The 21,604-nt window shown below is 68.4% G+C and carries 20 protein-coding genes; 14 read left to right on the top strand and 6 right to left on the bottom strand.

From position 1 onward, the window contains the following. Positions 1 to 742: 742 nt before the first annotated feature. The 3 genes from BMX32_RS17170 to BMX32_RS17160 are packed head-to-tail and all read left to right on the top strand — an operon-like array spanning position 743 to position 5,252. On the top strand, positions 743 to 961 hold the full coding sequence (locus tag BMX32_RS17170; protein ID WP_089981111.1) for a hypothetical protein: 219 nt from the start codon (positions 743 to 745) through the stop codon (positions 959 to 961). Positions 962 to 1,010: 49 nt separating this feature from the next. Beyond that, entirely contained in the window at positions 1,011 to 3,215 is a 2,205-nt protein-coding gene (gene uvrD / locus BMX32_RS17165) for a DNA helicase II (protein WP_089981109.1), read from the top strand. 42 nt (positions 3,216 to 3,257) lie between these two features. Next, positions 3,258 to 5,252, top strand: coding sequence for an Hsp70 family protein (locus BMX32_RS17160; protein WP_089981106.1), 1,995 nt, complete (start codon positions 3,258 to 3,260; stop codon positions 5,250 to 5,252). Positions 5,253 to 5,271: 19 nt separating this feature from the next. Here the strand turns inward: BMX32_RS17160 and BMX32_RS17155 are convergent, their stop codons facing one another. Genes BMX32_RS17155 through BMX32_RS17145 form a run of 3 tightly spaced genes read right to left on the bottom strand, consistent with a single transcriptional unit; the run spans position 5,272 to position 8,505 of the window. Continuing rightward, a complete protein-coding gene (locus BMX32_RS17155) occupies positions 5,272 to 6,528 on the bottom strand; it encodes a heme biosynthesis protein HemY (protein ID WP_089981103.1) in 1,257 nt (418 codons plus the stop codon). Further along, on the bottom strand, positions 6,525 to 7,688 hold the full coding sequence (locus BMX32_RS17150) for a uroporphyrinogen-III C-methyltransferase (RefSeq protein ID WP_244511592.1): 1,164 nt from the start codon (positions 7,686 to 7,688) through the stop codon (positions 6,525 to 6,527). The genes BMX32_RS17155 and BMX32_RS17150 overlap by 4 nt, the downstream gene beginning before the upstream one ends. A 46-nt stretch (positions 7,689 to 7,734) precedes the next feature. Continuing rightward, positions 7,735 to 8,505 carry a uroporphyrinogen-III synthase gene (locus BMX32_RS17145; protein ID WP_244511591.1) on the bottom strand — a complete coding sequence of 257 codons (771 nt, stop codon included), beginning with the start codon at positions 8,503 to 8,505 and terminating at the stop codon, positions 7,735 to 7,737. 120 nt (positions 8,506 to 8,625) lie between these two features. Here BMX32_RS17145 and BMX32_RS17140 point away from each other — a divergent pair, with 120 nt between their 5' ends. The 5 genes from BMX32_RS17140 to BMX32_RS17120 all read left to right on the top strand — a co-directional run bounded on the left by BMX32_RS17140 (position 8,626) and on the right by BMX32_RS17120 (position 12,285). Beyond that, positions 8,626 to 9,090, top strand: coding sequence for a YiiD C-terminal domain-containing protein (locus BMX32_RS17140; RefSeq protein ID WP_089981098.1), 465 nt, complete (start codon positions 8,626 to 8,628; stop codon positions 9,088 to 9,090). Positions 9,091 to 9,119: 29 nt separating this feature from the next. Further along, a complete protein-coding gene (locus BMX32_RS17135) occupies positions 9,120 to 9,533 on the top strand; it encodes a hypothetical protein (RefSeq protein WP_089981252.1) in 414 nt (137 codons plus the stop codon). Between the two features lie 49 nt (positions 9,534 to 9,582). After that, the gene (locus BMX32_RS17130) at positions 9,583 to 10,029 is read left to right on the top strand and encodes a rhodanese-like domain-containing protein (protein WP_089981095.1); all 447 of its coding nucleotides are present in this window, start codon (positions 9,583 to 9,585) and stop codon (positions 10,027 to 10,029) included. A gap of 289 nt (positions 10,030 to 10,318) precedes the next feature. Further along, positions 10,319 to 11,563, top strand: a complete 1,245-nt coding sequence (locus tag BMX32_RS17125; protein WP_089981093.1) for a hypothetical protein — start codon at positions 10,319 to 10,321, stop codon at positions 11,561 to 11,563. Continuing rightward, positions 11,551 to 12,285, top strand: coding sequence for a hypothetical protein (locus BMX32_RS17120; protein WP_089981090.1), 735 nt, complete (start codon positions 11,551 to 11,553; stop codon positions 12,283 to 12,285). The genes BMX32_RS17125 and BMX32_RS17120 overlap by 13 nt, the downstream gene beginning before the upstream one ends. 33 nt (positions 12,286 to 12,318) lie before the next feature. Here BMX32_RS17120 and BMX32_RS17115 read toward each other — a convergent pair whose 3' ends face one another. Further along, positions 12,319 to 13,425 carry a 2Fe-2S iron-sulfur cluster-binding protein gene (locus BMX32_RS17115; protein WP_089981087.1) on the bottom strand — a complete coding sequence of 369 codons (1,107 nt, stop codon included), beginning with the start codon at positions 13,423 to 13,425 and terminating at the stop codon, positions 12,319 to 12,321. On the opposite strand from BMX32_RS17115, the gene BMX32_RS17110 reads away from it, so the two are divergent. The 6 genes from BMX32_RS17110 (at position 13,424) to BMX32_RS17085 (ending at position 18,645) form a co-directional block, all read left to right on the top strand. Beyond that, a complete protein-coding gene (locus BMX32_RS17110) occupies positions 13,424 to 13,879 on the top strand; it encodes a hotdog fold thioesterase (protein WP_089981084.1) in 456 nt (151 codons plus the stop codon). The genes BMX32_RS17115 and BMX32_RS17110 overlap by 2 nt on opposite strands. After that, a complete protein-coding gene (locus BMX32_RS17105) occupies positions 13,876 to 14,820 on the top strand; it encodes a serine/threonine protein kinase (RefSeq protein ID WP_089981082.1) in 945 nt (314 codons plus the stop codon). Before BMX32_RS17110 ends, BMX32_RS17105 begins: the two co-directional genes overlap by 4 nt. 72 nt (positions 14,821 to 14,892) lie before the next feature. Next, positions 14,893 to 15,336 (top strand): hypothetical protein, encoded by a 444-nt coding sequence (locus tag BMX32_RS17100; protein WP_089981080.1) that lies wholly within the window; start codon positions 14,893 to 14,895, stop codon positions 15,334 to 15,336. Between the two features lie 19 nt (positions 15,337 to 15,355). Continuing rightward, positions 15,356 to 16,525, top strand: coding sequence for a class I SAM-dependent rRNA methyltransferase (locus BMX32_RS17095; protein ID WP_089981077.1), 1,170 nt, complete (start codon positions 15,356 to 15,358; stop codon positions 16,523 to 16,525). Positions 16,526 to 16,573: 48 nt separating this feature from the next. Continuing rightward, a complete protein-coding gene (locus tag BMX32_RS17090) occupies positions 16,574 to 17,656 on the top strand; it encodes a DNA topoisomerase IB (protein WP_089981074.1) in 1,083 nt (360 codons plus the stop codon). A gap of 65 nt (positions 17,657 to 17,721) precedes the next feature. Further along, positions 17,722 to 18,645, top strand: coding sequence for a hypothetical protein (locus BMX32_RS17085; protein ID WP_139206779.1), 924 nt, complete (start codon positions 17,722 to 17,724; stop codon positions 18,643 to 18,645). A gap of 200 nt (positions 18,646 to 18,845) precedes the next feature. On the opposite strand, the gene pnuC is transcribed toward BMX32_RS17085, so the two are convergent. Both pnuC and BMX32_RS17075 read right to left on the bottom strand, forming a co-directional pair. Beyond that, on the bottom strand, positions 18,846 to 19,418 hold the full coding sequence (gene pnuC, locus BMX32_RS17080; protein WP_089981250.1) for a nicotinamide riboside transporter PnuC: 573 nt from the start codon (positions 19,416 to 19,418) through the stop codon (positions 18,846 to 18,848). 1 nt (position 19,419) lies between these two features. Continuing rightward, entirely contained in the window at positions 19,420 to 21,600 is a 2,181-nt protein-coding gene (locus BMX32_RS17075) for a TonB-dependent siderophore receptor (RefSeq protein WP_089981068.1), read from the bottom strand. Between the last annotated feature and the right edge of the window lie 4 nt (positions 21,601 to 21,604).

The raw sequence follows: 21,604 nt of genomic DNA, 5'->3' as shown, positions 1-21,604 counted from the left end.
CATCCATTTTCCGGAAGAAAGCCAGTCGAACGCGCAGCCGCGCCCGCTCGCCGCCACGTGGGCGTCGAGCGCAACACCGACTGGTCATCCCCTGTCTTCCGCCAGCGATGTCGCCGGCGCCCGCAGTATCGACGGCGGCGACGGCGGCGAACGGAGCCATTCCGGCAAATCGCGCCGCCACCCTGCGACGTTCGTCACAGATTCGCGGAACGCACGGGCACTTTGGCCGTCCAAACGTCATATTTCCGTATAGTCGTTCATGTTGATCACTCGCAAATCACTGATTTCGTTGCGAATGAACGTCAACTGACTTTTTTTGGACGCCGTTGCAACTTTCGCCCCCGCGGGACGTCTATATCTGTGGACGCACGCAACGGCGTCTCATCGGTGGACTCCGCCTCCCTGGAGTCACCCTGCGGATGAACGATCTTCCCCTGGATCGCATCATCCACCGGCCCCGAGAGCTCCCCTGGCTCTCGGGGTTTTTTTTGTCCTCTTTCTGGCACCGCTAAGAACCCGTCTTTGGGAAGCCCGCTAGCGGGCGAAGGGTGCTTGCGACGAGGCCACCTACCTTCGGGTGGGAGCCAGCCTGCTGGCGATGGGTGCTTGCCGCAAGCACCCATCGCCAGCCAGCGGGCTTCGCACAAAAAGCCTCGGCCTCCGAACGGGCCGAGCCAGCCGCACACAAACCCTCCACATACGTGACAGCATGCTCGGCGCCACATAAACGGGAGGAACTCATATGCGTGCTGGTCTCATCATCGTGGGCGTGGTCCTGATTGGCCTGGGTCTCTGGGTCACACTGGGCAACGGCAGCTACAGCAAGACGGATACCGTGGCGTCCATCGGGTCGGCGAAGATCGAGGCCACCCATGACAAGGCCATTCCGCAGTGGGTCGGCATCGCCGGCATCGTGATCGGCGGCATCGTCGCCGTGGCCGGTATCGCCCGGAAGCGCTGAGGCACCTCGCGGAGGGGAGCCTCGCGCGCCCCTCCGCTACAATGGGTGGATGGATGTTTCCCACCTGCTCGATTCCCTGAACGATGCCCAGCGTGAGGCCGTCAGCGCCCCGCCCGGCCATTACCTGATCCTCGCCGGCGCCGGCTCCGGCAAGACCCGCGTGCTCACCAACCGTATCGGCTGGCTGACCCAGGTCGAAGGCGTGCCCCCGTGGGCGATCCTGGCGGTGACCTTCACCAACAAGGCGGCGGGCGAGATGCGCGCGCGGCTGGACGGCATCGTGCCCGGCGGTACGCAGGGCCTCACCGTCGGCACGTTCCACGGTATCGCCCATCGGCTGCTGCGGCGCCACTGGCGCGAGGCCGGGCTCGTCGAAGGCTTCCAGATCCTCGACTCGGACGACCAGCAGCGCCTGATCAAGCGCGTGATCGCGGGCATGGGTCTCGACGAAGCACGGTTCCCGCCGCGGCAGGCGTCGTGGCAGATCAACAACTGGAAGGACGAGGGCAAGCGCCCGGACGCGATCGAACATCGCGACCACCCGGTCACGCGCACCTTCGTCGAGATCTACAAGGCGTACGAACAGCAGTGCCAGCGCGCGGGCCTCGTCGACTTCGCCGAGTTGCTGCTGCGCGCACACGAGCTCTGGCTGAAGGATCCCCAGGTGCTGAAGCACTACCAGGATCGCTGGCGCTACCTGTTGATCGACGAGTTCCAGGACACGAACACGCTGCAGTACGCGTGGATCCGCGTGCTTGCCGGGTCGACCGGGCAGGCGTTCGTGGTGGGCGACGACGACCAGGCGATCTATGGCTGGCGCGGCGCGAAAGTCGAGAACGTGCAGCAGTTCCTCAACGATTTTCCGGGCGCGAAGACCATCCGCCTCGAACAGAACTACCGCTCGACGTCGACGATCCTCAACGCCGCCAACGCGGTGATTTCCCGCAACGGCGGTCGTCTCGGCAAGCAGCTGTGGACCGATGGCGGCGAAGGTGAGCGCATCGCGCTGTACGCGGCGTACAACGAACAGGACGAGGCGCGTTTCGTCATCGAACGCATCCGCGAACACGTGGCAGAGCACGGCAACGCACGCGACTGCGCCATCCTGTACCGGTCCAACGCGCAATCGCGCAACTTCGAAGAACAGCTCATCCAGCGCGACCTGCCCTACCGCGTCTACGGCGGCCTGCGCTTCTTCGATCGTGCCGAGATCAAGGACGCCCTGTCGTACCTGCGCCTCGCATCCAACCGCCACGACGATGCCGCTTTCGAGCGCGCGGTGAACACCCCGCCGCGCGGCATCGGCGACCGCACGCTCGACGAACTGCGCCGCCGCGCGCGCTCCGACGGCAGCTCCATGTGGGAAGCCTCGTTGACGGAAGCGTCGATCGGCTCGATGGCCGGCCGCGCGAAGAACGCGGTCAAGGCGTTCATCGGCCTGATCGACAACCTCGCGCGTACCTTCGCGGGACGTGGGGACGCCGACACCGACGAGAACCCGACGGCGCTCGATCTCGCGGAGCAGATCGAGCACGCGATCATCCACACCGGGCTGCGCGACTTCTACGAGAACGACAAACGCGGCAACGGCGAGGCGCGGGTGGAGAACCTCGACGAGCTGGTGAACGTTGCCAGCCGTTTCGAGATGACACCCGAGGACACCGACGCCGGTCTCAACGAATTGTCCGCGTTCCTCTCGCACGCGGCGCTGGAAGCCGGCGAAGGCCAGGGCGAAGCGTGGGACGACTGCGTCCAGCTGATGACGCTGCACTCGGCGAAAGGCCTCGAGTTCCCGGTGGTTTTCCTCGTCGGCATGGAGGAAGGTCTGTTCCCGAGCCAACGCTCCACCGAGGAAGAAAACCGGCTCGAAGAAGAGCGTCGTCTCGCCTATGTCGGCATCACGCGTGCACGCGAGCGGCTCTACCTGTCGCATGCGGAATCGCGCCGCATGCACGGCACCGAAATGCTCGCCCGGCCGTCGCGCTTCCTCGGCGAGATTCCGCCGCAGCTGATCGACGAACTGCGCCCGCGCGTGCAGGTTTCCCGCCCCGCGTACGCCGATCGCTACGCCAGCGCGTCGCTCGAAGAAGCGTCGCCCATCAGCCTCGGCCAGCGCGTGAGCCATCCGAAGTTCGGCGAAGGCACGATCGTGAGTGCCGAAGGCGCCGGTGCCCACATGCGCGTGCAGGTGAATTTCGAGGATGCCGGAAGCAAGTGGTTGGTTTACGCTTACGCGAACCTCACCGCGCTCTGACGGGCGTCGCGCGGCACGGAGGCACATCGGGGGACGGACCGCGTGATCATCGCCATCGACTTGGGGACCACCCATAGCCGCGCCGCCGCATGGGTCGATGGCGCACCGCGGCTTATCCCCAACGCCCTCGGCGACACCGCGACGCCGTCGTGCGTCGGCGTGGCGGAAGACGGCCGCCTGCTCGTCGGCAGGGCGGCGTACGAGCGACGGCGTACGGACCCGTCCTCGGTGGCGACGGTGTTCAAACGAGCGATGGGCAGCGAGCATCGCGTGCGCATCGGCGAGCGCGATTTCCGGCCCGAAGAGCTGTCGGCGCTCGTGCTCCGTTCGCTTCGCGCCGACGCGGAAGCGCACTTCGGGCATGCGATCACCGATGCCGTGCTCACCGTTCCCGCGTGCTTTACCCCGACTCAGCGCGATGCGACCCGGCTGGCCGCCGAACTCGCCGGCCTGAAGGTCGTGCGCCTCATCGACGAATCCACGGCGGTCGCACTGATGCATGCCTTGCACGCGTTCGGCGACGAGACGCGGTCGCTGATCTTCCGCCTCGGCGCGGGTACGTTCGACGTCGCGGTGGTCGGTGTGTCCGACGACGTGATACAGGTTCGCGGCGGCGCGGGAGACGACAGGCTGGGCGCCCTCGACTTCATCGACGCCATCGTTGCGCATGCTCTCGCGAGCGGCGTGGCCGCGGATCGCCGCGGAGACCCTGCTTTCCTCGCCCGGCTCACGCAGGATGCCGAAGACGCGCTGCACGACATCTCGACGCGCGGCTCCGCGACGCTGATGATCCGCGACGGCGAGACGACGGTGCGGGTGACCCTCGACGGCGACACGTTCGCGACGCTCGCCCAGCCACTGATCAATCGCCTCTGGTATCCCATCGAGCGTGCCATGCGCCTGGCACGCGTGCGCGCCGCCGACCTGGAGGCGATCGTGCTCGCGGGCGGCGCTACCCGCATGCCGGCGATTCGTGCGCTCGTCGCGCAGATGTTCGGGCGAAGCCCCACTGTCACCATCGATCCGGAGCAGATCGCCGTGCTGGGCGCCGCGGTGCAGGCCGGCGTGGATCAGGACGATCGCGCGCTGCGGGGCCTGAGCGTCGTGGCAACCGGCACCGCGACGCCGGCGACCCCGGTCTCGCCGTCGCGGCCCGGCGACGCGGATGTCGAGGGCCGAGCGACCGATCCCACCCTGATCCTCGCGCTCGGCTTCGCCGCGGATGTCGGCAGCCAGCCTGCCGAAACGATTCCCGCCCTCCTGACGCAGGCGATCGCCGAACTTCGCACGCGCTACATCGACGCGCCAGGTCAGTTCGAAGAACACCTCATCGACCTGCTGATGGGCCAGCGCATCGCCCGACGCGCCGACGTCGTCGCGGCCGCCGCTGCACCGTTTCGCTGGTACGACGCCGAGCATCTGCCACCACTCGGAAAACGTGGCGAGTGGATACGCGCCGTGCTCGTGCAGCGCGAGGCGTGGCTCGCGTACGACGAGCGTCGACGCGACGAATGGATCGCGCTGTTCGCGCGTGCGGAAACGTCGATCGACGCCAACGTCGCGCGACGTTGGCCGGAGGTACACGGTCTCGACGAGTCTCTGCCGCAATGGCTACGACTCTACGTGTCCGACGCGTTGCTCGACGCGTGGAAGTCGGCGTTCACATCGCCGCCGCCGTCACCGTCGCCCCGTCGGAGCGCGCCTGGGCGCGACGGGGATGGCGTCGTGGCCGACGACTGGCACAAGACGCCTTCGCACTCAGGTGCGCTACGACGGAAAGCGCGCGCGTGGCTTCCGTGGGTGCCGTGGATCGCGGCAGCAGCCGCCGCCTGCTGGGCCGTCGGGCCAGTGCGCCATGCGCTCGCACCTTTCGCGACGAGCGCAGACACGCCTCGGCAATGCGCCGCGTTGTACGCGCAACTCGACGCCCCCGGCGCCTACGCCGGCAAAGCGGCCGCGGAGATCGACTCGCTTCAGGCCCGCGCTCATCGCTGCGCAAGACAAGGGCAATGGGCACCGCCCGGGGCAAAACACTGAGCGGCGACAGGCTGACGCATCACGGCGACAGTCGCGGCACGCCGTGCTGGTCGCGCTCTTCCACCGCTGTCACGCGCGTATCGATGCGGCGGCTGCGCAGTTCTTCCGGCAGGGCTTCGGTGCCTTCGCCCCGCGCCAGCGACAGCGCGTTGCGGTAGCAGCGCTGCGCGAGCTCTGCGTGGTCTTCGCCGACGTAGACGTCGCCGAGTGCTTCCCATGCCGCGGCGCTGGGCTCGATGGCGAGGGCGCGTTCGAGGTAGGGCTTCGCCTTGCCCCATAGCCTGACGCGCGCGCACATGCGGCCCACGGCCGTGAGCAGCGCGGCGTCGTTGGGATGCGCGTCGACCCAGCCCTCCGCACGGCGCAGCCTCTGCTCGATGTCCTCGGCACCCATGCCGCCGTAGGTCGCGACGAGGGACGGCGACCATTCGCGGCGGAGCGCGGTTTCGATTTCGTCCATCGCGGCCATCGTCTGGCCGTAACGTGCCGCCTGCTGTGCGTAGGCATCGACGGCGGCGGGGAGCCGACGCTGATGCTTCGGCAACTGCGACCACAGGCTGGCGAGCGACGCGCCATCGGGCGCGCTGGCGACGTAGGCCGCGATGACGCGGGATTCGAGTTCCGCATAGTTGCGGGCACCGAGTTCGCCGCTCTTCTGTAGCGGCTCCAGCGCGCGCAACGCGTGGCGCGGTTCGTTCGTCGCCAGCGACGCTTCGGCGTATTCGACCCAGCCGGCCGGGGAGAGGCCGCCCTCGGTGGCTTCGGTGGCGAGCAGGGCGACGGCTTCGCTGGCGCGGCCGGTGCGGCGCAGCAGCCGAGCGCGCAGTACGCGCGCGGCGCGCGGCGTCTCCTGCGCGGCGGCGTCGAGCGACTCCAGGGCGCGCGCCGATTCGCCACGACGCTCGGCGGCTTCCGCCGCGGCGAGCAGGGCCGGCCCGCGCACGGACGGATAACGCGCGGCGCGATTCAGATCGCGCTCGGCTTCGCTGTTGCGGCCTTCCACCAGCGAGACGATGCCATCGGCGAGACGGCGACGGCTGAGGCGACGATGACGGCGGGTCATCGCCCCGAAGGGCCAGCGAATCAGCGCGATCAGCGCCGCGATGGCGGCCCACGCGAGCAGAAGGAGAACGACGGCGGTCACGACCGTCATCTGCACGTTGGTGCCACGCAGGTGCACGAGCACGTAACCCGGATCCTCCGCGACCCAGTGCCACGCGAACGCCGCGACGACCGCGACGAGGATCAGTCCGACGACCCAGCGCCACGGCTTCATGGCGTGGCCTCGTGCGACGTGGCGGCGGTTCCGGCGCTGGCGGGCGCCGATGTGGAACTGGTGCTCGCGGGCTGCTTCGCGGGGGTATCGCGCTGCAACGCGTGCACGGAACGCAGGTTACGGAGCTCCGCCAGCGCGGCGCCGAGCTTTGGTTCGGCACCCTTCGCCTGACTGGCGAGCAATTGAGCGATGCGCGAACGCGCCGATTGCACGGCCGGCGACGCGGTGTCGAAACGGGCGGCGAGCACGGCGTCGACACGCTTCAGCGCGGCCTGCCTGCCCGTATCGTCGTACGCCAGCATCGCCGCCTCGGCGTGCGCGACGTCCAGCGCCGCGAGTTCGCGCGCGATGCGGTCGTCCGCAAGGCCTATGGGCGTGCCGTCGTCGTGACTGACGCGGACGATGCTGCCGAGCGCGGATCCGGCACGCTGCCAGAAACCCTGATCGGCGCCGTCGGCCGTCTTCGTGTCGTCGCTCTTCAGCGGCAGCGTGGGCAACTGCGCGCGCAGATCGGCGAGCGTGGCGAGATCGTTCGCACGGGCACGCGGCGCGATGGCGGCGAGTGCCTCGCGCTCTGCGGTGACGTTCTGGCGGACGGCGGCGAACGCGCTGTCGTTGACGCCGGCGAGCGTGCTATCGGCGAGCTCGTACGCAGAGAGGGCACCGCTGGCGTCGCCGAACAGCGCGAATCGCTCCTTCGCCATGCGCAGCAGCGATTCGGCTTCGTCGAGGAGCATGGCGTCGTGACCGCTGAGGCTGCGCTCGGAGAGGTTGGCGACGGCGTCCTCGAGGTTGCGCGTGCGCTCCGACATGCCGAGCATCTCTTCGCGCGCGGAGCGGTTCACCGCGTCGGCGTCGGCGAGGCGGCGGCGCAGGTTCGCGTTCTCGTCGCGCATCCCGTCGACGGCGGTCTGCAGCGTGTCGACCTGGCCGCGCAGGCCATTGGCCGCGCCCAGGTCGCCGCGCATCTGCCAGACCGTCCATCCGGCGTAGCCCGCCGCGCCGAGGGCGGCGAGCGAAAACAGGATCGCGACGGCGAGCGTGCCGCCGCCGCGACGGGGCGCGGGATCGCTGCGCCGGGGCGGCATGGCGGAACGGGCGGCGGCGGCCGGGGCCGGCGTCGCCGGAGCGGTATCGGTCGAAGGAGTCTCGGTCGTCATGGCGGGCATGCTAGCAGGCCATACGCCAACGCACGGAACACATCCTTCAACGGCGGGTGAACGACACCCCGGCCGCGGCCGTCAGGAGGTCGGTGGGCAGCGCCGACCGGGCGACCGCCACACGCTCGAATCCGGCGTCCAGGGCGGCGGAGCGCATGCGTTCGCTGCTGACCACGGCCACCGCCTGCACCAGCCGCCGCCACGCCGGCGCGACGAGCGCGCGGCGCAGGTGATCCAGCGCCTCCGCGCTGGAAAGCAGCACGGCGGAGCGCCGGCCCAGCTTCAGCAGGGGGTCGATGTGGCGCCGGTCGATCCGCGGCGCGACGCGGTGATAGACGTGGATCTCGTCGAGGGTCGCGCCCCGCGCGGCCAGCGCCTCCCGGAGCAGGCCACGACCGCCCGGCGCCCCCACGAGGGCGACCCGCTTACCCACCACGTCGGCGAGCTCGGCCAGGCCGAGCACGCCCTCGCTGTCTTGAGACGTTTCGGGGAAACGCACGTCGGTGACGTCGGCCGTCTTCAGGGCCCGGGCGGTGCCGCGTCCCACGGCGATCACCGTGGCGCGCGTGGCCAGCGGCAGCACGTCGGCGGCGAAGCGAACGGCGGCCGGGCTGGTGAACACGACCACGTCGCCCTCGAGCGCGCGCCGCAACGACACGCCGACCGCCGTGGCGTCTTCCGTCGCCCGCAACGAAAGACCCGGCACGCTCACGGGAATGCCGCCGAGCTTGCGCACGCGGCGGGCGAGTGGCCCGGCAGTGCCTGCGGGGCGCGTGATGACCACGGTGACGTTGCGGAGGGGAAGGGAGCGACTCACGGAAGCATCCTGCGTACGAACGGCCAGCATAAGAATCTGGGGACGCCGTCACCAATGCCGAAGGTTGGGTCACCCATACGGATGCGAACGGATCGTGGCGGAACGTATGCTTGACCGCTTATGACCACGATCCAGCCCTCTCTCGCCGATCTGGCGGGCTTCATCCGCGACACGATCCCCCTTGCCCGCGCCATGGACATCGCGATCCCGGCCTTCGACGGCGAGCGGCTTTCCATGACGGCCCCGCTGCCGCCGAACATCAACGACAAGGGCTGCGCGTTCGGCGGCAGCCTGGTGACGCTGATGACGCTGGCCTGCTGGGCGCTGGTGGAGGCCCGCCTGCGCGGCCGAGGCGACGACTGCGACGTGTTCGTGGCCGACTCGACCGTGCGCTACCTCGAGCCGGTCTGGGACGACCTGCGCGCCGAGGCCACCCTCGCGCCGGGCGCCGACTGGGCGACTTTCTTCGCCACGCTCGACGCCCGGGGCCGTGCCCGCGCGGACTTCACCTGCGTGGTGCCGGGCGCCGACGGCAAGGCCCTCGCCAGCATGGACGCGCGCTTCGTGGCCAAACGCCGGGCATAATGCCGCCCGACGCCACGATGGAAGCCGCCATGCGCCCCTACGCCCTGCCTGCCCTCGCTCTCGCCCTGCTGGCCCTCGCGGGCTGCGCCACCGACAAGCGCAATCAGGCGTTGAACAAGACGCTGATGAACTACGGCGCGGCGATCCGCTGGGGCGACTTCACCGGCGCGCAGGCGTTCATCGACAAGACCTACGCCGAAGAACACCCGATCAGCTCGGTGGAACAGAGCCGCCTGCAGCAGCTGCGCGTGACGGGCTACGACGAAGGGTCCGGTCCGCGTCCGGATGGCGACGACGAGGTCGTGCAGGTCGTCCAGATCAACGTCGTCAACATCAACACGCAGGCCGAGCGCGGCATCGTCGACCGTCAGCGCTGGCACTACGACAGGGAAAAGGGCAAGTGGACCCTGATGACGGGCCTGCCCGACTTCAGCCCCCACTAAAGCCGATATAATCGATCGTTTATCCCCCACTGGGACGCGGAAAGACACGATGAACGACGTTTTGCAGAAGTTGCCCGGTTTCGTGAGCAAGCACCCCGAGCTGGTCGCACTCTTCGTGTTGATCCTGGTGGTGCTCGTGGCGACCGAGATCGCCCGCCTGTTCCGCAAGTGGAAGAGCCTGACCCCCGCCGGCCTGACCCAGCTGATCAACCGGGACACCCCGCTGATCATCGATCTCTCGGCGAGCGCGGATTTCGAAAAGGCGCACATCCCGGGCGCGAAGAACGTGGCGATGAGCCAGTTCGACCCTGAGACCCAGAAGGATCTGTCGAAGGCGAAGGAACTGCCCGTGGTGCTCGTCGACAAGGACGGCCGCGGCGTCGGCAAGGCGGCGAACCGTTTGCTCAAGGCCGGCTTCACGAAGGTCTTCGTGCTCGAAGGCGGCACGTACGGCTGGCAGACGGCGCAGCTTCCGGTCGTGAAGGGCAAGAAGTAAGCGTTTTTCGTTGAGTTCGCTGCGCCGCCTGACGTGCAGAGCGGCGGTGAGGCGGGGAGCTGGCGCGCGGCATCTCCGTCGCTAAGTCCTCGTCCGGCCTTCGCCTCCCTGCGGAATCGCTCCGGAGACGCCGCACGCCAGCTCCCTCTCGGATCGGTCGTTCTCTCGCGCGTCGTTGTCGTGCTTACGAGGATCGCGGGCGTAGACGTCCCGTTTTCGGGGGACTGCCGGACGGCGGCCGCTCGGGCGCCTCGATAGGTTTATCGCTCCTTTCGACATGGAGCGATGCATGAACCGGACCTTGTTCTACAGCGCGTTCGTCGCCGCGCTGCTCCCACTGACGGCGTATGCGCGGGAGGCCGCGCCACCGGAGACCACGCCGGCAACCGCGCCAGCGCTTCCCGGCTGTGCACCGATGGAGATCGGGCCCGTCTACGACGCCTCGCTGTCCGTCGGCTCCACGCTGGGCTGCTTCCAGTTCGTGACGCCCGAGACGCCAGCCGCGACCAAGGTCGACGTCAACCTCGCCGGCTTCCGCGCAGGTGAGCTACACGATGTGAGCCTCGTGCGCGTGGACAGCGATGGCAGCACACACGCCGCCGCGACCGATGCCTCCATGGACGCCTACCGCGTCCTGCAGTCGATCAGCAATTCCTCCACGCGCTGGCTGCTTCTCGTCGGGCGCCCCAAAGGCGGCGATGCCTCGCCGTTCCAGATGCAGGTAACGCTCTCCACCGGCGTCGACCGCCACGAACCGAACGACGCCTTCACGACGACGACGAAGCTGGAAGGCAACCAGCGCATCGAGGGCAACCTCGACAACGCCGGTGACGTCGACAACTTCCTCATCTCGTTCCGGCCCGACCAGAAAACGGCGAACCTCGAACTCGAAGCGCCAGCGGGCGTCGTCGGTATCGTCGTCGACGGGGCGAAAAAGACCGGCGAGCTTCGTGGTGGATCAGCGTACCGGGTGGATTCGTCCCGACCCGTCTTCGTGCAGGTCAAAGGCGACGCCAGCACTGTGGGGGCTCGCTACACGATCGCGCTGCGCGATCCCGGCGCGGCAGCGGTCGTCACGATGGTGCGGAGCAAGGAGAACATCAGCCATCTCGCACCCGGCCTTGACTCAACGGTACCTGGCGGGGCCAACGTCGCGCGTGTCGCCGATGTCGAAGCAAAGGTCTTCGAAGGTGACCGCGCCACGCCGGTCGGTGCGGGTTACGTGGTCAGGTTCAAGGGATATGACGTCGGAACGAACGGTCACTGGCTGCTCACGGAGGTGACCGCGGTCACCGACGAACAAGGCGTCGCGCGCACCGCTCTCAAGATCGGTCCTTGCAGGGGTGGCGCCATCGGCCCTATCACCGTCCCCACGCGCGGGAATCCGCCCGATTTCTGGGACATCGAATACAACCCGTCGGGCGTCGTGATCGCCACTGTCGACGGCGGCGCGCCATCGGCAAAGCATGGGGAGTTGCCTTTTGAGCACATCTGCAAAGAAACCTTCAGGATGCATCGCCCATGGAAGCCTTGACCATCCGCAATTCGAGCGAATCGCTGGCGTCGCGTGCGATCGAGGCGTCGATCGACGCACAACCCGCCATACCCGACGAGCGACGTCTGCAGCCGCCGCCGGAAGGGCCCACGTCCGATGAGATCGCGGAACGCCTGTTCGCTTCGCTATTCAGTTCGCGGGACCAGCAAAAAGACCTCGGTCGTCGCCTTGCGTCATTCACCGACGCGCTGGTTCCCTTCCTCGCATCGCTGACGCTGGAACGACCGGGCGTGGTGGCCATGAATTTCGACCTGCATCTCGACAAGGGCCGTCTGAAAGCAACGGGCAAGGATGTGCATCCCGACGATCTTGCCTGGCTTGAATCTCGCATCAATCAGTTTCCGCGACTGACGAAGCTGGCGGGCGAATTCAATCAGGCGGTCAGCCGGACGTTCGGCGATGCGGAAAGGGACGAGTACTGGCGTCTGGAGCCACCGCGCGGGTGGCAGGCTTACCCGGCGCTTCCATGTCTGGACAAAACGGTAGACAGAGACGTCGGCTTCATGTCGTTACTGCGCCAGGTCCGCGATGACGGGATGCCACAGGCTTTCGAAGGAATGCCGCCTCCGGAACGTTTCGACGCCACGTCGTCGAGAGTGCTGGCCATGGTCATGACCCCGGAGACGTATCAGGTGAGCCCGGCTGGCTTCGTATCGCTGAACAATGCGAAGCCTTTGTCGAACGGAAGCTGGGTCGCCTGATCGCGATCGTCGTTCCCGACGGGCGACTGCCGATCAGAGCCCGTGAATACCCGCCCTGCCCTGCAGGATCGCGTCGAGCACGTCCGGCGCGAGTTCGAACGAGTCGAAGAACAGGCGATCTTCCGGCAGGTTCGCGTCGATGAAGAACTGACGGCCTGCCGCGATCATCGCCGGTGGGCCACTCATGTACATGTCGAACGCCGAGAGGTCCGGGTGGTCCTGCAACAGCGCCTCGTGGATCAGGCCTTCCCGCAGGCCGCTGGCCTTCGCGGCGTCCGGATCCGAGAGGACGGGGATGAACGACACGTTCGGCGCCTGACGCGTCCATTCGGTGGCGAGGTCGGCGAGATACAGATCGGCCGCGATCCGCGCACCCCAGTAGATCGACATGTGGCGGCGCGTGCCGAGCGCGATGAAGTGCTCGACGAGGGCCTTTACCGGCGCGAAGCCCGTGCCGCCGGCCATGAACAGCATCGGCCGCTCGGAATCCTCGCGCGGCACGAACGTGCCCAGCGGCGCTTCGATCGACAGCCGGTCGCCCACGCGCAGGGACTCGTAGACCCAGGAGGTGAAGCCACCGCCCGGCACGTGGCGCACGTGGAGCTCGATCCGGCCGTCGGGGCCCGGGCCGTTGGCGATGGAGAACGGGCGATGCCGGCCGTCCGGCAGCACGACGTCGAGATACTGCCCCGGCAGCCAGTTCAGCCGGTCGCCACCCACCGGCCGCAGCCAGACGCCGACGACGTCGGGCGCCAGCGCCTCGCGTTCGACGACCTCGACCTCCAGCCGGCGATGCGGGATGTCCTCGACCGAAGCGATCTCACGAGCCCGGATGGCGATGTCGCTCCGGGCGACGGCCTGACACAGCAGGATCGCACCGCGGTTGTGTCCGGGCACGGCAAGCGCCACCGGCGGATTGTGGGGATAGCTGCACTCCCCTTCCACGAGCACGGCCTTGCAACTGCCGCACGCGCCGCTCCGGCACGAATACGGGAGGGCGATTCCCGCGCGCTGGGCGGCTTCGAGCACGGTCTCGCCGTCGGCGGCATCGAATCGCTTGCCGGACGATGTCAGGGTTACGGTGGGCACCTGCACATTGTAGGACAATGGGGCGTTGCCCCACAGGAAAAGACCGATCATGGCCTCGATCTGGAAACAGCCCACCGACCTCGCCCGCATCAATGCCTGGAGCCGCGGGACCATGATGGAGACCCTCGACATCCGCTTCACGGCGATCGGGGACGACTGGCTGCGCGGGACCATGCCGGTGGACCACCGGACCCAGCAGCCGTTCGGGCTACTTCATGGCGGCGCTTCCGTGGTGCTGGCCGAGACGCTGGGCAGCTCCGCGTCCCTGCTGACGCTCGACGTGGAGAAGGAAGTCGCGGTCGGCCTCGACATCAACGCCAACCATATCCGCGGCGTGCGCGACGGCCTCGTTACCGGTACCGCGAAAGCCATCCACATCGGTCGCACCACGCAGGTGTGGGAAATCCGCATCGAGGACGACCACGGCCGGCTCGTGTGCCTGTCGCGATTGACGATGGCGGTGATCCCGTCGCCCGGCGGCGCACCGGGGAACCTGCGCGCGTGAGCGCGGCCGCACCGTACGAAGGCCTCACGCCGGATCTCGTGCTGGCCGCCGTGGACGCGGGTGGCGCATGGAGCGACGGCCGCCTGCTGGCACTGAACAGCTACGAGAACCGCGTTTTCCAGGTCGGCCTCGACGACGGCGGTTTCGTCGTCGCGAAGTTCTACCGCCCGGGCCGCTGGACCGACGCCGCGATCGAGGAAGAACATGCGTTCGCGCGCGAACTGGCCGAGGCGGAGCTCCCCATGGTCGCTCCCCTCTCGGTCGACGGCCGCACGCTGCTCCAGCAGGGCGGCTATCGCTACGCGCTGTACCCGCGCCGCGGCGGACGGGCGCCCTCGCTGGAATCCACCGATCAGCTCGAGTGGCTGGGTCGCCTGCTCGGACGCATGCACGCGATCGGCGCGCGCGAGCGCTTCGTCGCCCGCGGCACTCTCGACCGCGCCACGCTCATCGACGCGCCGGTACGCGCCGCGCTGGGTTCCGATCTGCTGCCCGCCCATCTCTTCGATGCCTACCGCCAGGCCGCGCACCGTGTGGACGACGCCGTCGCGGCGCGCTTCGAAGCGGTCGGGCCGGTGCGACGGATCCGCCTGCACGGCGATTGCCATCCGGGCAACGTGCTCTGGACAGACGCCGGTCCGCATTTCGTGGACCTCGACGACGCGCGCATGGGTCCCGCGGTGCAGGACCTGTGGATGCTCGCCTCGGACGACGCGATGATGAACGCGCTGCTCGAAGGCTACGGGCAGTTCCGGGAATTCGACTTCACGGAACTGGCGCTGATTCCCGCGCTGCGCGCCATGCGCCAGGTGCATTACGCCGGCTGGATCGCCGAGCGCTGGCACGACCCGGCGTTCCCCGCCGCGTTTCCGTTCGCGGCCGAGGCCAGGTGGTGGGAGCAGCACATCGCCGATCTGCACGAGCTCGCGGAAGACCTGTAAGTCCGGGCTCCGCGCCTTCGCGCGCCCGCGCGCTTCCCACATAATCGCGATTCGCTCTTCCAAGGATTCTTCATGCACTCGTTCCTGACCCGCGTCATCGCCGTCTTTCAGATCGCCGGCGGCCTGTTCGGCCTCGTCCATCAGTTCGAGCGGCTGCTCGGCGCGCACGTGGTGGGCATGGATGCGATCGTGGCGGTGCTCGGCGTCCTGCTGTTCGGCTTCATCCTCGTCGCCGGCGTCCTGCTGGCGAGCAACGACGGCCGTGGCACCTCCTTCTCGATCTGGGCGCAGTTCCTCCAGGCGCCGCTGATCGCCACGCCGTTCTTCAGCTATGCGCTGTCGAGCGGCGCGTTCGCCAACCTGTCCATGACGCTCCAGCGCGCGCCGCGCCTCGGTTTCGACTGGTCGATCGCCGAGCACGGCTGGTTGCTCGCCCTCGCGGGCCCGTCGGCCGCCCACATCGGCATCAACCTGCTGGCCCTGGCGTCGTGGCTCGTGCTGCGCTTCGGGCGCTGAGCCCCGGTATCATTCACCGATGAATACCCCCGCGCTCCCCGTCATTCGCCTCAAGACCGACCGCGTTCCCGGTCACCCCTGGGTCTGGTCCGCCCAGATCGTGAAGCCCGACGACCGTCTGCCGCCCGGCAGCGTGGTCGACGTGCACGACGCCAAGGGACGTTTCGTGGGGCGCGGCTTCTGGAACGGCCACGCCCGCGTGGCGCTTCGCCTCCTCACGACGAAGGCCGACGAGGCCATCGACGACGCCTGGATCGCGTCGCGCCTCGCGCGCGCCGTCGAACTGCGACGCGAGCTGCTCCGTCTCGACGACGTGAGCGACGCCTGGCGCGTGGTGCACAGCGAGGGCGATGGCCTCTCGGGTCTCGTCGTGGACCGCTACGCCGGCCATCTCGTCGTGGAGTATTTCGCGGCCGGCATGTGGCGCTTCCGCGACACCATCCACGCGGAACTGCAGCGCCACTTCCCCGGCGCGTCGCTCTACTGGTTCGCCGAGCAGCACGTGCAGCGGCAGGAATCCTTCGACGTGCGCTCCAACGACGCGCCGTCCGCCGTCGACGTGCACGAACACGGGCTGGCGTTCCATGCCGCTCCGGGTCTCGGTCACAAGACCGGCTTCTTCGCCGACCAGCGCGACAACCGCCGCCGCTTCGCGCAGCTGGCACGCGGCCGTCGCGTGCTCGACCTGTGCTGCAACGCCGGCGGTTTCGCCGTGCACGCCATGAAGGCCGGCGCGCGCGAAGCCACGGGTGTCGACGCCGACGCCGCGATCCTCGAGGTGGCGCGCGAGAATGCGCGCCTCAATGGGGTCGAGGCCACCTTCGAGCAGGGCGACGTCTTCGAGTGGCTGCGCGCGGCCATCGCGCGCGGAGAGACCTGGGACGCCGTGGTGCTCGATCCGCCGAAACTCACGCGCGACCGCAACCAGGTCGTCAACGCGCTGAAGAAATACTTCGCGATGAACCGCACCGCGCTCGACGTCGTGGCGCCCGGCGGCATCCTGCTTACCTGTTCGTGCACGGGTCTCGTCGGCGAGGACGATTTTCTCGAGATGATCCGCCGCGTGGCGCTGAATGCCGGTCGCGGCATCCAGGTGCTCGAAGTGTCCGGCGCCGGCCCCGACCACCCGGTCGCGAGCAACGTGCCGGAGAACCGTTACCTCAAGGCGGTGTTCTGCCGCGTCGACTGACGGCGCGTTCACCCGTTCTTGATCGTCTGCCGGGACATAGTCCCGGCCATGTCCAGAAACCCTCCGACCAACGCCGATGTGGTGGCGAGCGTGGAACGGGCCCACGCGAAGGCGGCGGGCCTCGTCTACGTCTGCGATACCGATGCCGGCATCACGCGATGCAAGCGCGGGCGCGCGTTCTCCTACCTCGGCCCGGACGGCCGGAAGATCACCGACGAGGACGTGCTCGCCCGTATCCGGTCGCTCGCCATCCCGCCGGCCTACACCGCGGTCTGGATCTGCACGAATGAACGCGGACACCTGCAGGCGACCGGTCGCGACGCCCGCGCGCGCAAGCAGTACCGGTACCACGCGCGCTGGCGCGCGACGCGCGACAAGGGAAAGTTCGAGCGCATCCTCGAGTTCGGCGAGGCGCTGCCGCGACTGCGCCGCCGCTTGCGCAAGGACCTCGCCCTGCCCGGCCTCCCTCGGGAGAAGGTGCTGGCGCTGGTCGTCAGCCTGCTCGAGGAAACCATGATCCGCGTGGGCAACGACGCGTACGCGAAGCAGAACAACTCCTATGGCCTGACGACGCTGCGCTCGCGCCACGTCGAGGTACGCAAGGGTCGCATCTCGTTCCATTTCCGGGGCAAGAGCGGGCTGTGGCGCGACGTGGACCTGGACGACCGGCGCCTCGTCAAAGCCGTGCGCCGGGTCCAGGAGCTGCCCGGCCAACGCCTGTTCCAGTACATCGACGACGACGGCCAGCCGCAACCGATCGACTCCGGCATGGTCAACGATTACCTGCGCGAGGTGACCGGCGGCGAATTCACGGCGAAGGATTTCCGTACCTGGGGTGGCACCGTACACGCCATGGGCGTGCTCGGCACGCTGCCGCTGCCCGAGGAAGGCGGCGAGCGCGCGATCAAGGCAGCCCTCGCGGGCGCCGTGAAGGAGGTCGCGGCGGTGCTCGGCAACACGCCTGCCGTCTGCCGTGCGTCGTACATCCATCCCGAGATCTTCACCGGCTGGACGGAAGGCTCGCTGCATCGCTGCGTGCCGCCGTCCGGCCTGCGCTACCCGCGAAAATTGGAAGCCTCCACCCTGGCTTTTCTGCGTCGGCGCCTTCGTGCGTCGAAGCGCTCCCGTTGAGACGAATGGATGGCTATAGTGCGCGCACGGGGTTTGCGTTCGATGAGTCAGGGGCTGTGCTGAAGATGTCTCGGTGGAAGGTGATTCCCGTCCTGGCGGGCCTGATGGCCGGCGCGTCCCTGCACGCCCAGGAAGCGGCGACCGGCGAACCGCTCGCCCTGCCCGACATGCAGGAACACCGCGGCGTCGTCGACGACACCTGGATCGTCGCGCCCCGACGCCTGCCGGACGCCACGCTGGCCGCCGTGAAGAACTATGCCGACGAGGGCGACATCGCCGCGGGCGTATCGCTTCGCTACAACATCGACCATGCCGAGTGGGTGATCGCGGACGTCTTCATCTACCCGGCGGGCGAAGGCGACACCGCGACCATGCTCAAGCGCGCCGCGGAGGATTTCCGAGAATCGGTGGCGTTCGCGGAGCGCCAGCAGATCTATCGCAACGTCTGGTGGGGCGAAGAGAGCGCCTATACCGCCGCGCTGCCGGGTGGCCGCAAGGTGGACGGCCGGTTCTTGCCCATCGTGTTCGACGCGCAGCAGGACATGCTCACGTCGCGCGCGTATCTGTTCTATCGCAAGCTCTACTTCGTGAAGATCCGGCTGAGCACGGCGGTGGAAGGCGTGGACGGCCTCGCGGAGAACGCCGATCGCTTCGTCGCCAGCCTGCTCGACGGCGTCGACATCGTCAGCGTGGGTAGTTGCGGGCGCCGCATGGATCTGGTGATGGAAGCCCCCGGGCAGCCAGCGCCCGCGGATCTGCCTGACGGCGTGAGCGCCGATGGCTATCGCGTGCTGCTGAAGTCGAACCGGGCGGGCTCGACATCGGGCCGCGCGCAATTGACCAAGACGATGATGCTGGCGGCGAAACGCCAGCAGGCCACGGGCTGCACGACGCTACAGTACAGTCCGCCGCTGGAAGACGACACGCGCGCGGTGCTGCATCTTTCGTTCAAGCCGGAAGACTGGGGCACGACGCCGCGCACCAGGTAACCACGGGATCGAAGAACGGCCGGGGCGCGTCCCACGCCCCGGCCGTTGCCGTTACGGATCGGTTGCGGCTCAAATCCTTGAGCAACGCGTCCGACCCGCGGCGACCGTTGAATGATGCGGGGTTCAGCGACGTCCGGATATGGAAGTTTTCTGAAAAAACGGTCGGATTTCACGTGCGCTCGACATGCGGCGCCGGTATGTCAGACCGGCGCCGGCGACGATGCCCGATCGTCGCGCCACGTGCGCAGCCCGATCGCCGCGAGCACGACGAAGCCCGCATAGAGCACGGCGGTGATCGGCAGCGACTTGTAGACGTACTCGCCGACGTAGATCACGTCCACCGCGATCCACAGCCACCATGCCGCGGCATGCCGACGGGCCTGCCACCACTGCGCCACGAGGCTGAAGGCGGTCAGCGCGGCGTCGAGCCAGGGAAGCGACGCGTCGGTGTAGCGGTGCATCGCATAGCCCAGTGCGAGCGCCGCCGCCGAACCCACGGCCAGGTGCACCGCCGCCTCTCGCGGTGCGAGCGACGCGACCCGCACATGGCCGCTGCCGTCCAGGTTGCGCATCCAGCGTCGCCATCCGTAGACGATCAGGATCGCGAAGATCGCCTGGAGCAGCGTGTCCGAGTAGAGGCGCGCGTCGACGAAGATCCAGCCATAGGCCACGACCGACACGAGCCCCACGGGCCAGCACCACGGGCTACGCCGCGCGGTGAGCCAGACGGCCGCCGCGCTGACGAGCGCGGCGGCCAGTTCGAACAGCGACAGCTCAAAGCTCATAAGTCACCGACAGGCGGGCGAGACGTGGCATGCCCGGGAACAGATAGCTGTCGCCACCGGACGATCCCGTGTCGCGCCAGTAGAAGCGATTGAACACGTTATCGACATTCAGGCGCCACGTCATCGCGTGACCGCCCACGCGGGTCGCGAAGCGGAGGCCCGCGTCGAACACGTTGTAGGCGGGCACACGCACGCGACCGTCCGGCGTGGCGACGTTGCTGCCCGCGTAGCGCCAGCCGCCGAGGACGGCGAGCCCCGGCGCGAACGGCAGGCTGTAGTCCGCATAGACCGCCGAGCGCCAGCGCGGCACGTTGACGACCTGGTGATCTTCGTACGTCGGCGCGCCCGTGTTCTCGGCACGCGCGCGGATCGCGTTGAGGCTGGCGGTGAGCCGGAGGTTCTCGGTGACGCGCCCGGCGAGGTTGAGCTCGACACCCGTGTGGACCTCCTGGCCCTGCTGCACGAACGTGAAGCCTTCCGCCGTGTCGTCCGGGCGCGCGAACTGGTAGGACTGGCGGATGCGATACACCGCCGCCTGCAGGTCGAGGTCGTCGGCAACGGCGTATTTCACGCCGGCCTCGACCTGCCGGGAGTGCAGCGGGCCCAGCGTCGTGCCGCCGTTGGACGTCCAGTACGGCGCTTCGCGGCCGAGCGACAGGCCCTCGCCGTAGCTGACGTAGGTCGTGAGCGGCGCCGTGGGTTGCCAGAGCACGGCGGCCTGCGGCAGCGCCTTGCTGAGACGCGTGTTGCGCTCGGGCGCACCGGTGTCGTCGTAGGTGCGCTCGTCCAGGCGTACGAAGCGCGTGCCCGCCAGCACCTGCCACTGGTCATCGAGGTGGATGCGATCGATGGCGAAGAGCGTGCGCTGCCAGCTCGTCAGGCGTCGCACCGAGGCGCCGGGCTCGTTCGGCGAGGGATCGAAGACCGGCACGACGCGATCGTCGATGTTCGCCGTGCCGACGTAATCGTAGACATACGCGCGCCGGTCGATGGTGCGACGGAAGCTCGTGGCGCCGACGTTGATCTCGTGATCGACGGCGCCGGTCGCGAACGTGCCGGTGACGACGGCCCGCACCTCGTCGTTCTGACGCGTGTCGTCGGGGCTGCGGAAATCGTAGACGTCGTAGTCGCCGTCCGGTGCGAAGAAGTAGCCCGGCGTCGCGCCGGCCGCGCACGACGGCGCATAGAAACAACCGTAGGCGAAGGCCACGTTGTCGTCGATGACGGTATGGCTGTGTCCCGCGGACAGCTGCAGGTTCCAGCTATCGGTGAAGCGATAGTTGAAGCGCAGCGACGTGTTGCTGGAATGGATACCGACCGGACGCTGCCACGGCTGGTAACCGAGCAGGCGCGTACGGCTCGGGTGCGGCGGGATGCCCGTACCGCCGAGCAACTGGTAACCGGACGCCGAGCGCTGCCCGCTGGTCTGGTAATCCGTGTCGAGCAGCAGCGTCGCCTTGTCGCTGATCTTCCAGTCCGCCGCGACGGAAACGAAACTCCGCCGGCCGTCCGCGTGCTCGATATAGGAATGCGTTTTCTCGTTCGCGGCGTTGACGCGCAGGCCGAATGACGGCGAGAACCACCGGCCCAGGTCGATCGCCTCGTAGTTCGACCCGTGCGAGTCCGTGCCGATGGTGAGATCGTGCACGTCCTTCGGTCGCTTGCTCACGTAGTTGACGAGACCACCCGGTTCGACCACGCCGGCCTCCAGGCCACCGAGGCCCTTCAGCACTTCGACGCGCTCCTTGCCTTCCAGCGCGAGCAGTTGCTCCGCCGACATGATCATGCCGTTGAAACGGAAGCCCGTGGCGAGATCGAGCGGAAAGCCGCGGATCGACACGTCCTGGTAATAGCCGGCGGGCGCGTAGTTATCGTTGATCGCCGCGTCGCCGCGCACGAGCTCGCTCAGGCTGCGGGGCTGGCGGTCGTCGATCTGCGCGCGCGTGATGACGGTGATCGCGGCGGGCGTGTCGTGCAGCGGCGCGCTGCCGAAGCTGCCGAACGTGTCGAGCTGCGAATCCGCGGCGCGGTAGCTGTCCGTCGTGGTGGCGTGGACGTCGATCGACGGCAGCGTGCGCGCTTGCTGTGGCGCGGCCGGCTCGTCGGCGGCATGCGCCATGGCGGCGAACGAAAGGATGGCGAGAGCGAGAGGCGTGCGGGAGAGGGTCATCGTC

Origin of the sequence: Luteibacter sp. UNCMF331Sha3.1, assembly GCF_900109915.1 — a bacterium.
Lineage (GTDB): Bacteria > Pseudomonadota > Gammaproteobacteria > Xanthomonadales > Rhodanobacteraceae > Luteibacter.
This window is presented reverse-complemented; position numbering and strand designations above follow the sequence as displayed.

Excerpts from the sequence above, each read along its gene's own strand:
- BMX32_RS17170 (WP_089981111.1), top strand. The coding sequence starts at position 743 with ATGCGTGCTGGTCTCATCATCGTGGGCGTGGTCCTGATTGGCCTGGGT.
- uvrD (WP_089981109.1), top strand. The coding sequence starts at position 1,011 with ATGGATGTTTCCCACCTGCTCGATTCCCTGAACGATGCCCAGCGTGAG.
- BMX32_RS17155 (WP_089981103.1), bottom strand. The coding sequence starts at position 6,528 with ATGAAGCCGTGGCGCTGGGTCGTCGGACTGATCCTCGTCGCGGTCGTC.
- BMX32_RS17150 (WP_244511592.1), bottom strand. The coding sequence starts at position 7,688 with ATGACGACCGAGACTCCTTCGACCGATACCGCTCCGGCGACGCCGGCC.
- BMX32_RS17140 (WP_089981098.1), top strand. The coding sequence starts at position 8,626 with ATGACCACGATCCAGCCCTCTCTCGCCGATCTGGCGGGCTTCATCCGC.
- BMX32_RS17135 (WP_089981252.1), top strand. The coding sequence starts at position 9,120 with ATGCGCCCCTACGCCCTGCCTGCCCTCGCTCTCGCCCTGCTGGCCCTC.
- BMX32_RS17130 (WP_089981095.1), top strand. The coding sequence starts at position 9,583 with ATGAACGACGTTTTGCAGAAGTTGCCCGGTTTCGTGAGCAAGCACCCC.
- BMX32_RS17125 (WP_089981093.1), top strand. The coding sequence starts at position 10,319 with ATGAACCGGACCTTGTTCTACAGCGCGTTCGTCGCCGCGCTGCTCCCA.
- BMX32_RS17120 (WP_089981090.1), top strand. The coding sequence starts at position 11,551 with ATGGAAGCCTTGACCATCCGCAATTCGAGCGAATCGCTGGCGTCGCGT.
- BMX32_RS17110 (WP_089981084.1), top strand. The coding sequence starts at position 13,424 with ATGGCCTCGATCTGGAAACAGCCCACCGACCTCGCCCGCATCAATGCC.
- BMX32_RS17115 (WP_089981087.1), bottom strand. The coding sequence starts at position 13,425 with ATGATCGGTCTTTTCCTGTGGGGCAACGCCCCATTGTCCTACAATGTG.
- BMX32_RS17100 (WP_089981080.1), top strand. The coding sequence starts at position 14,893 with ATGCACTCGTTCCTGACCCGCGTCATCGCCGTCTTTCAGATCGCCGGC.
- BMX32_RS17095 (WP_089981077.1), top strand. The coding sequence starts at position 15,356 with ATGAATACCCCCGCGCTCCCCGTCATTCGCCTCAAGACCGACCGCGTT.
- BMX32_RS17090 (WP_089981074.1), top strand. The coding sequence starts at position 16,574 with ATGTCCAGAAACCCTCCGACCAACGCCGATGTGGTGGCGAGCGTGGAA.
- BMX32_RS17085 (WP_139206779.1), top strand. The coding sequence starts at position 17,722 with ATGTCTCGGTGGAAGGTGATTCCCGTCCTGGCGGGCCTGATGGCCGGC.
- BMX32_RS17075 (WP_089981068.1), bottom strand. The coding sequence starts at position 21,600 with ATGACCCTCTCCCGCACGCCTCTCGCTCTCGCCATCCTTTCGTTCGCC.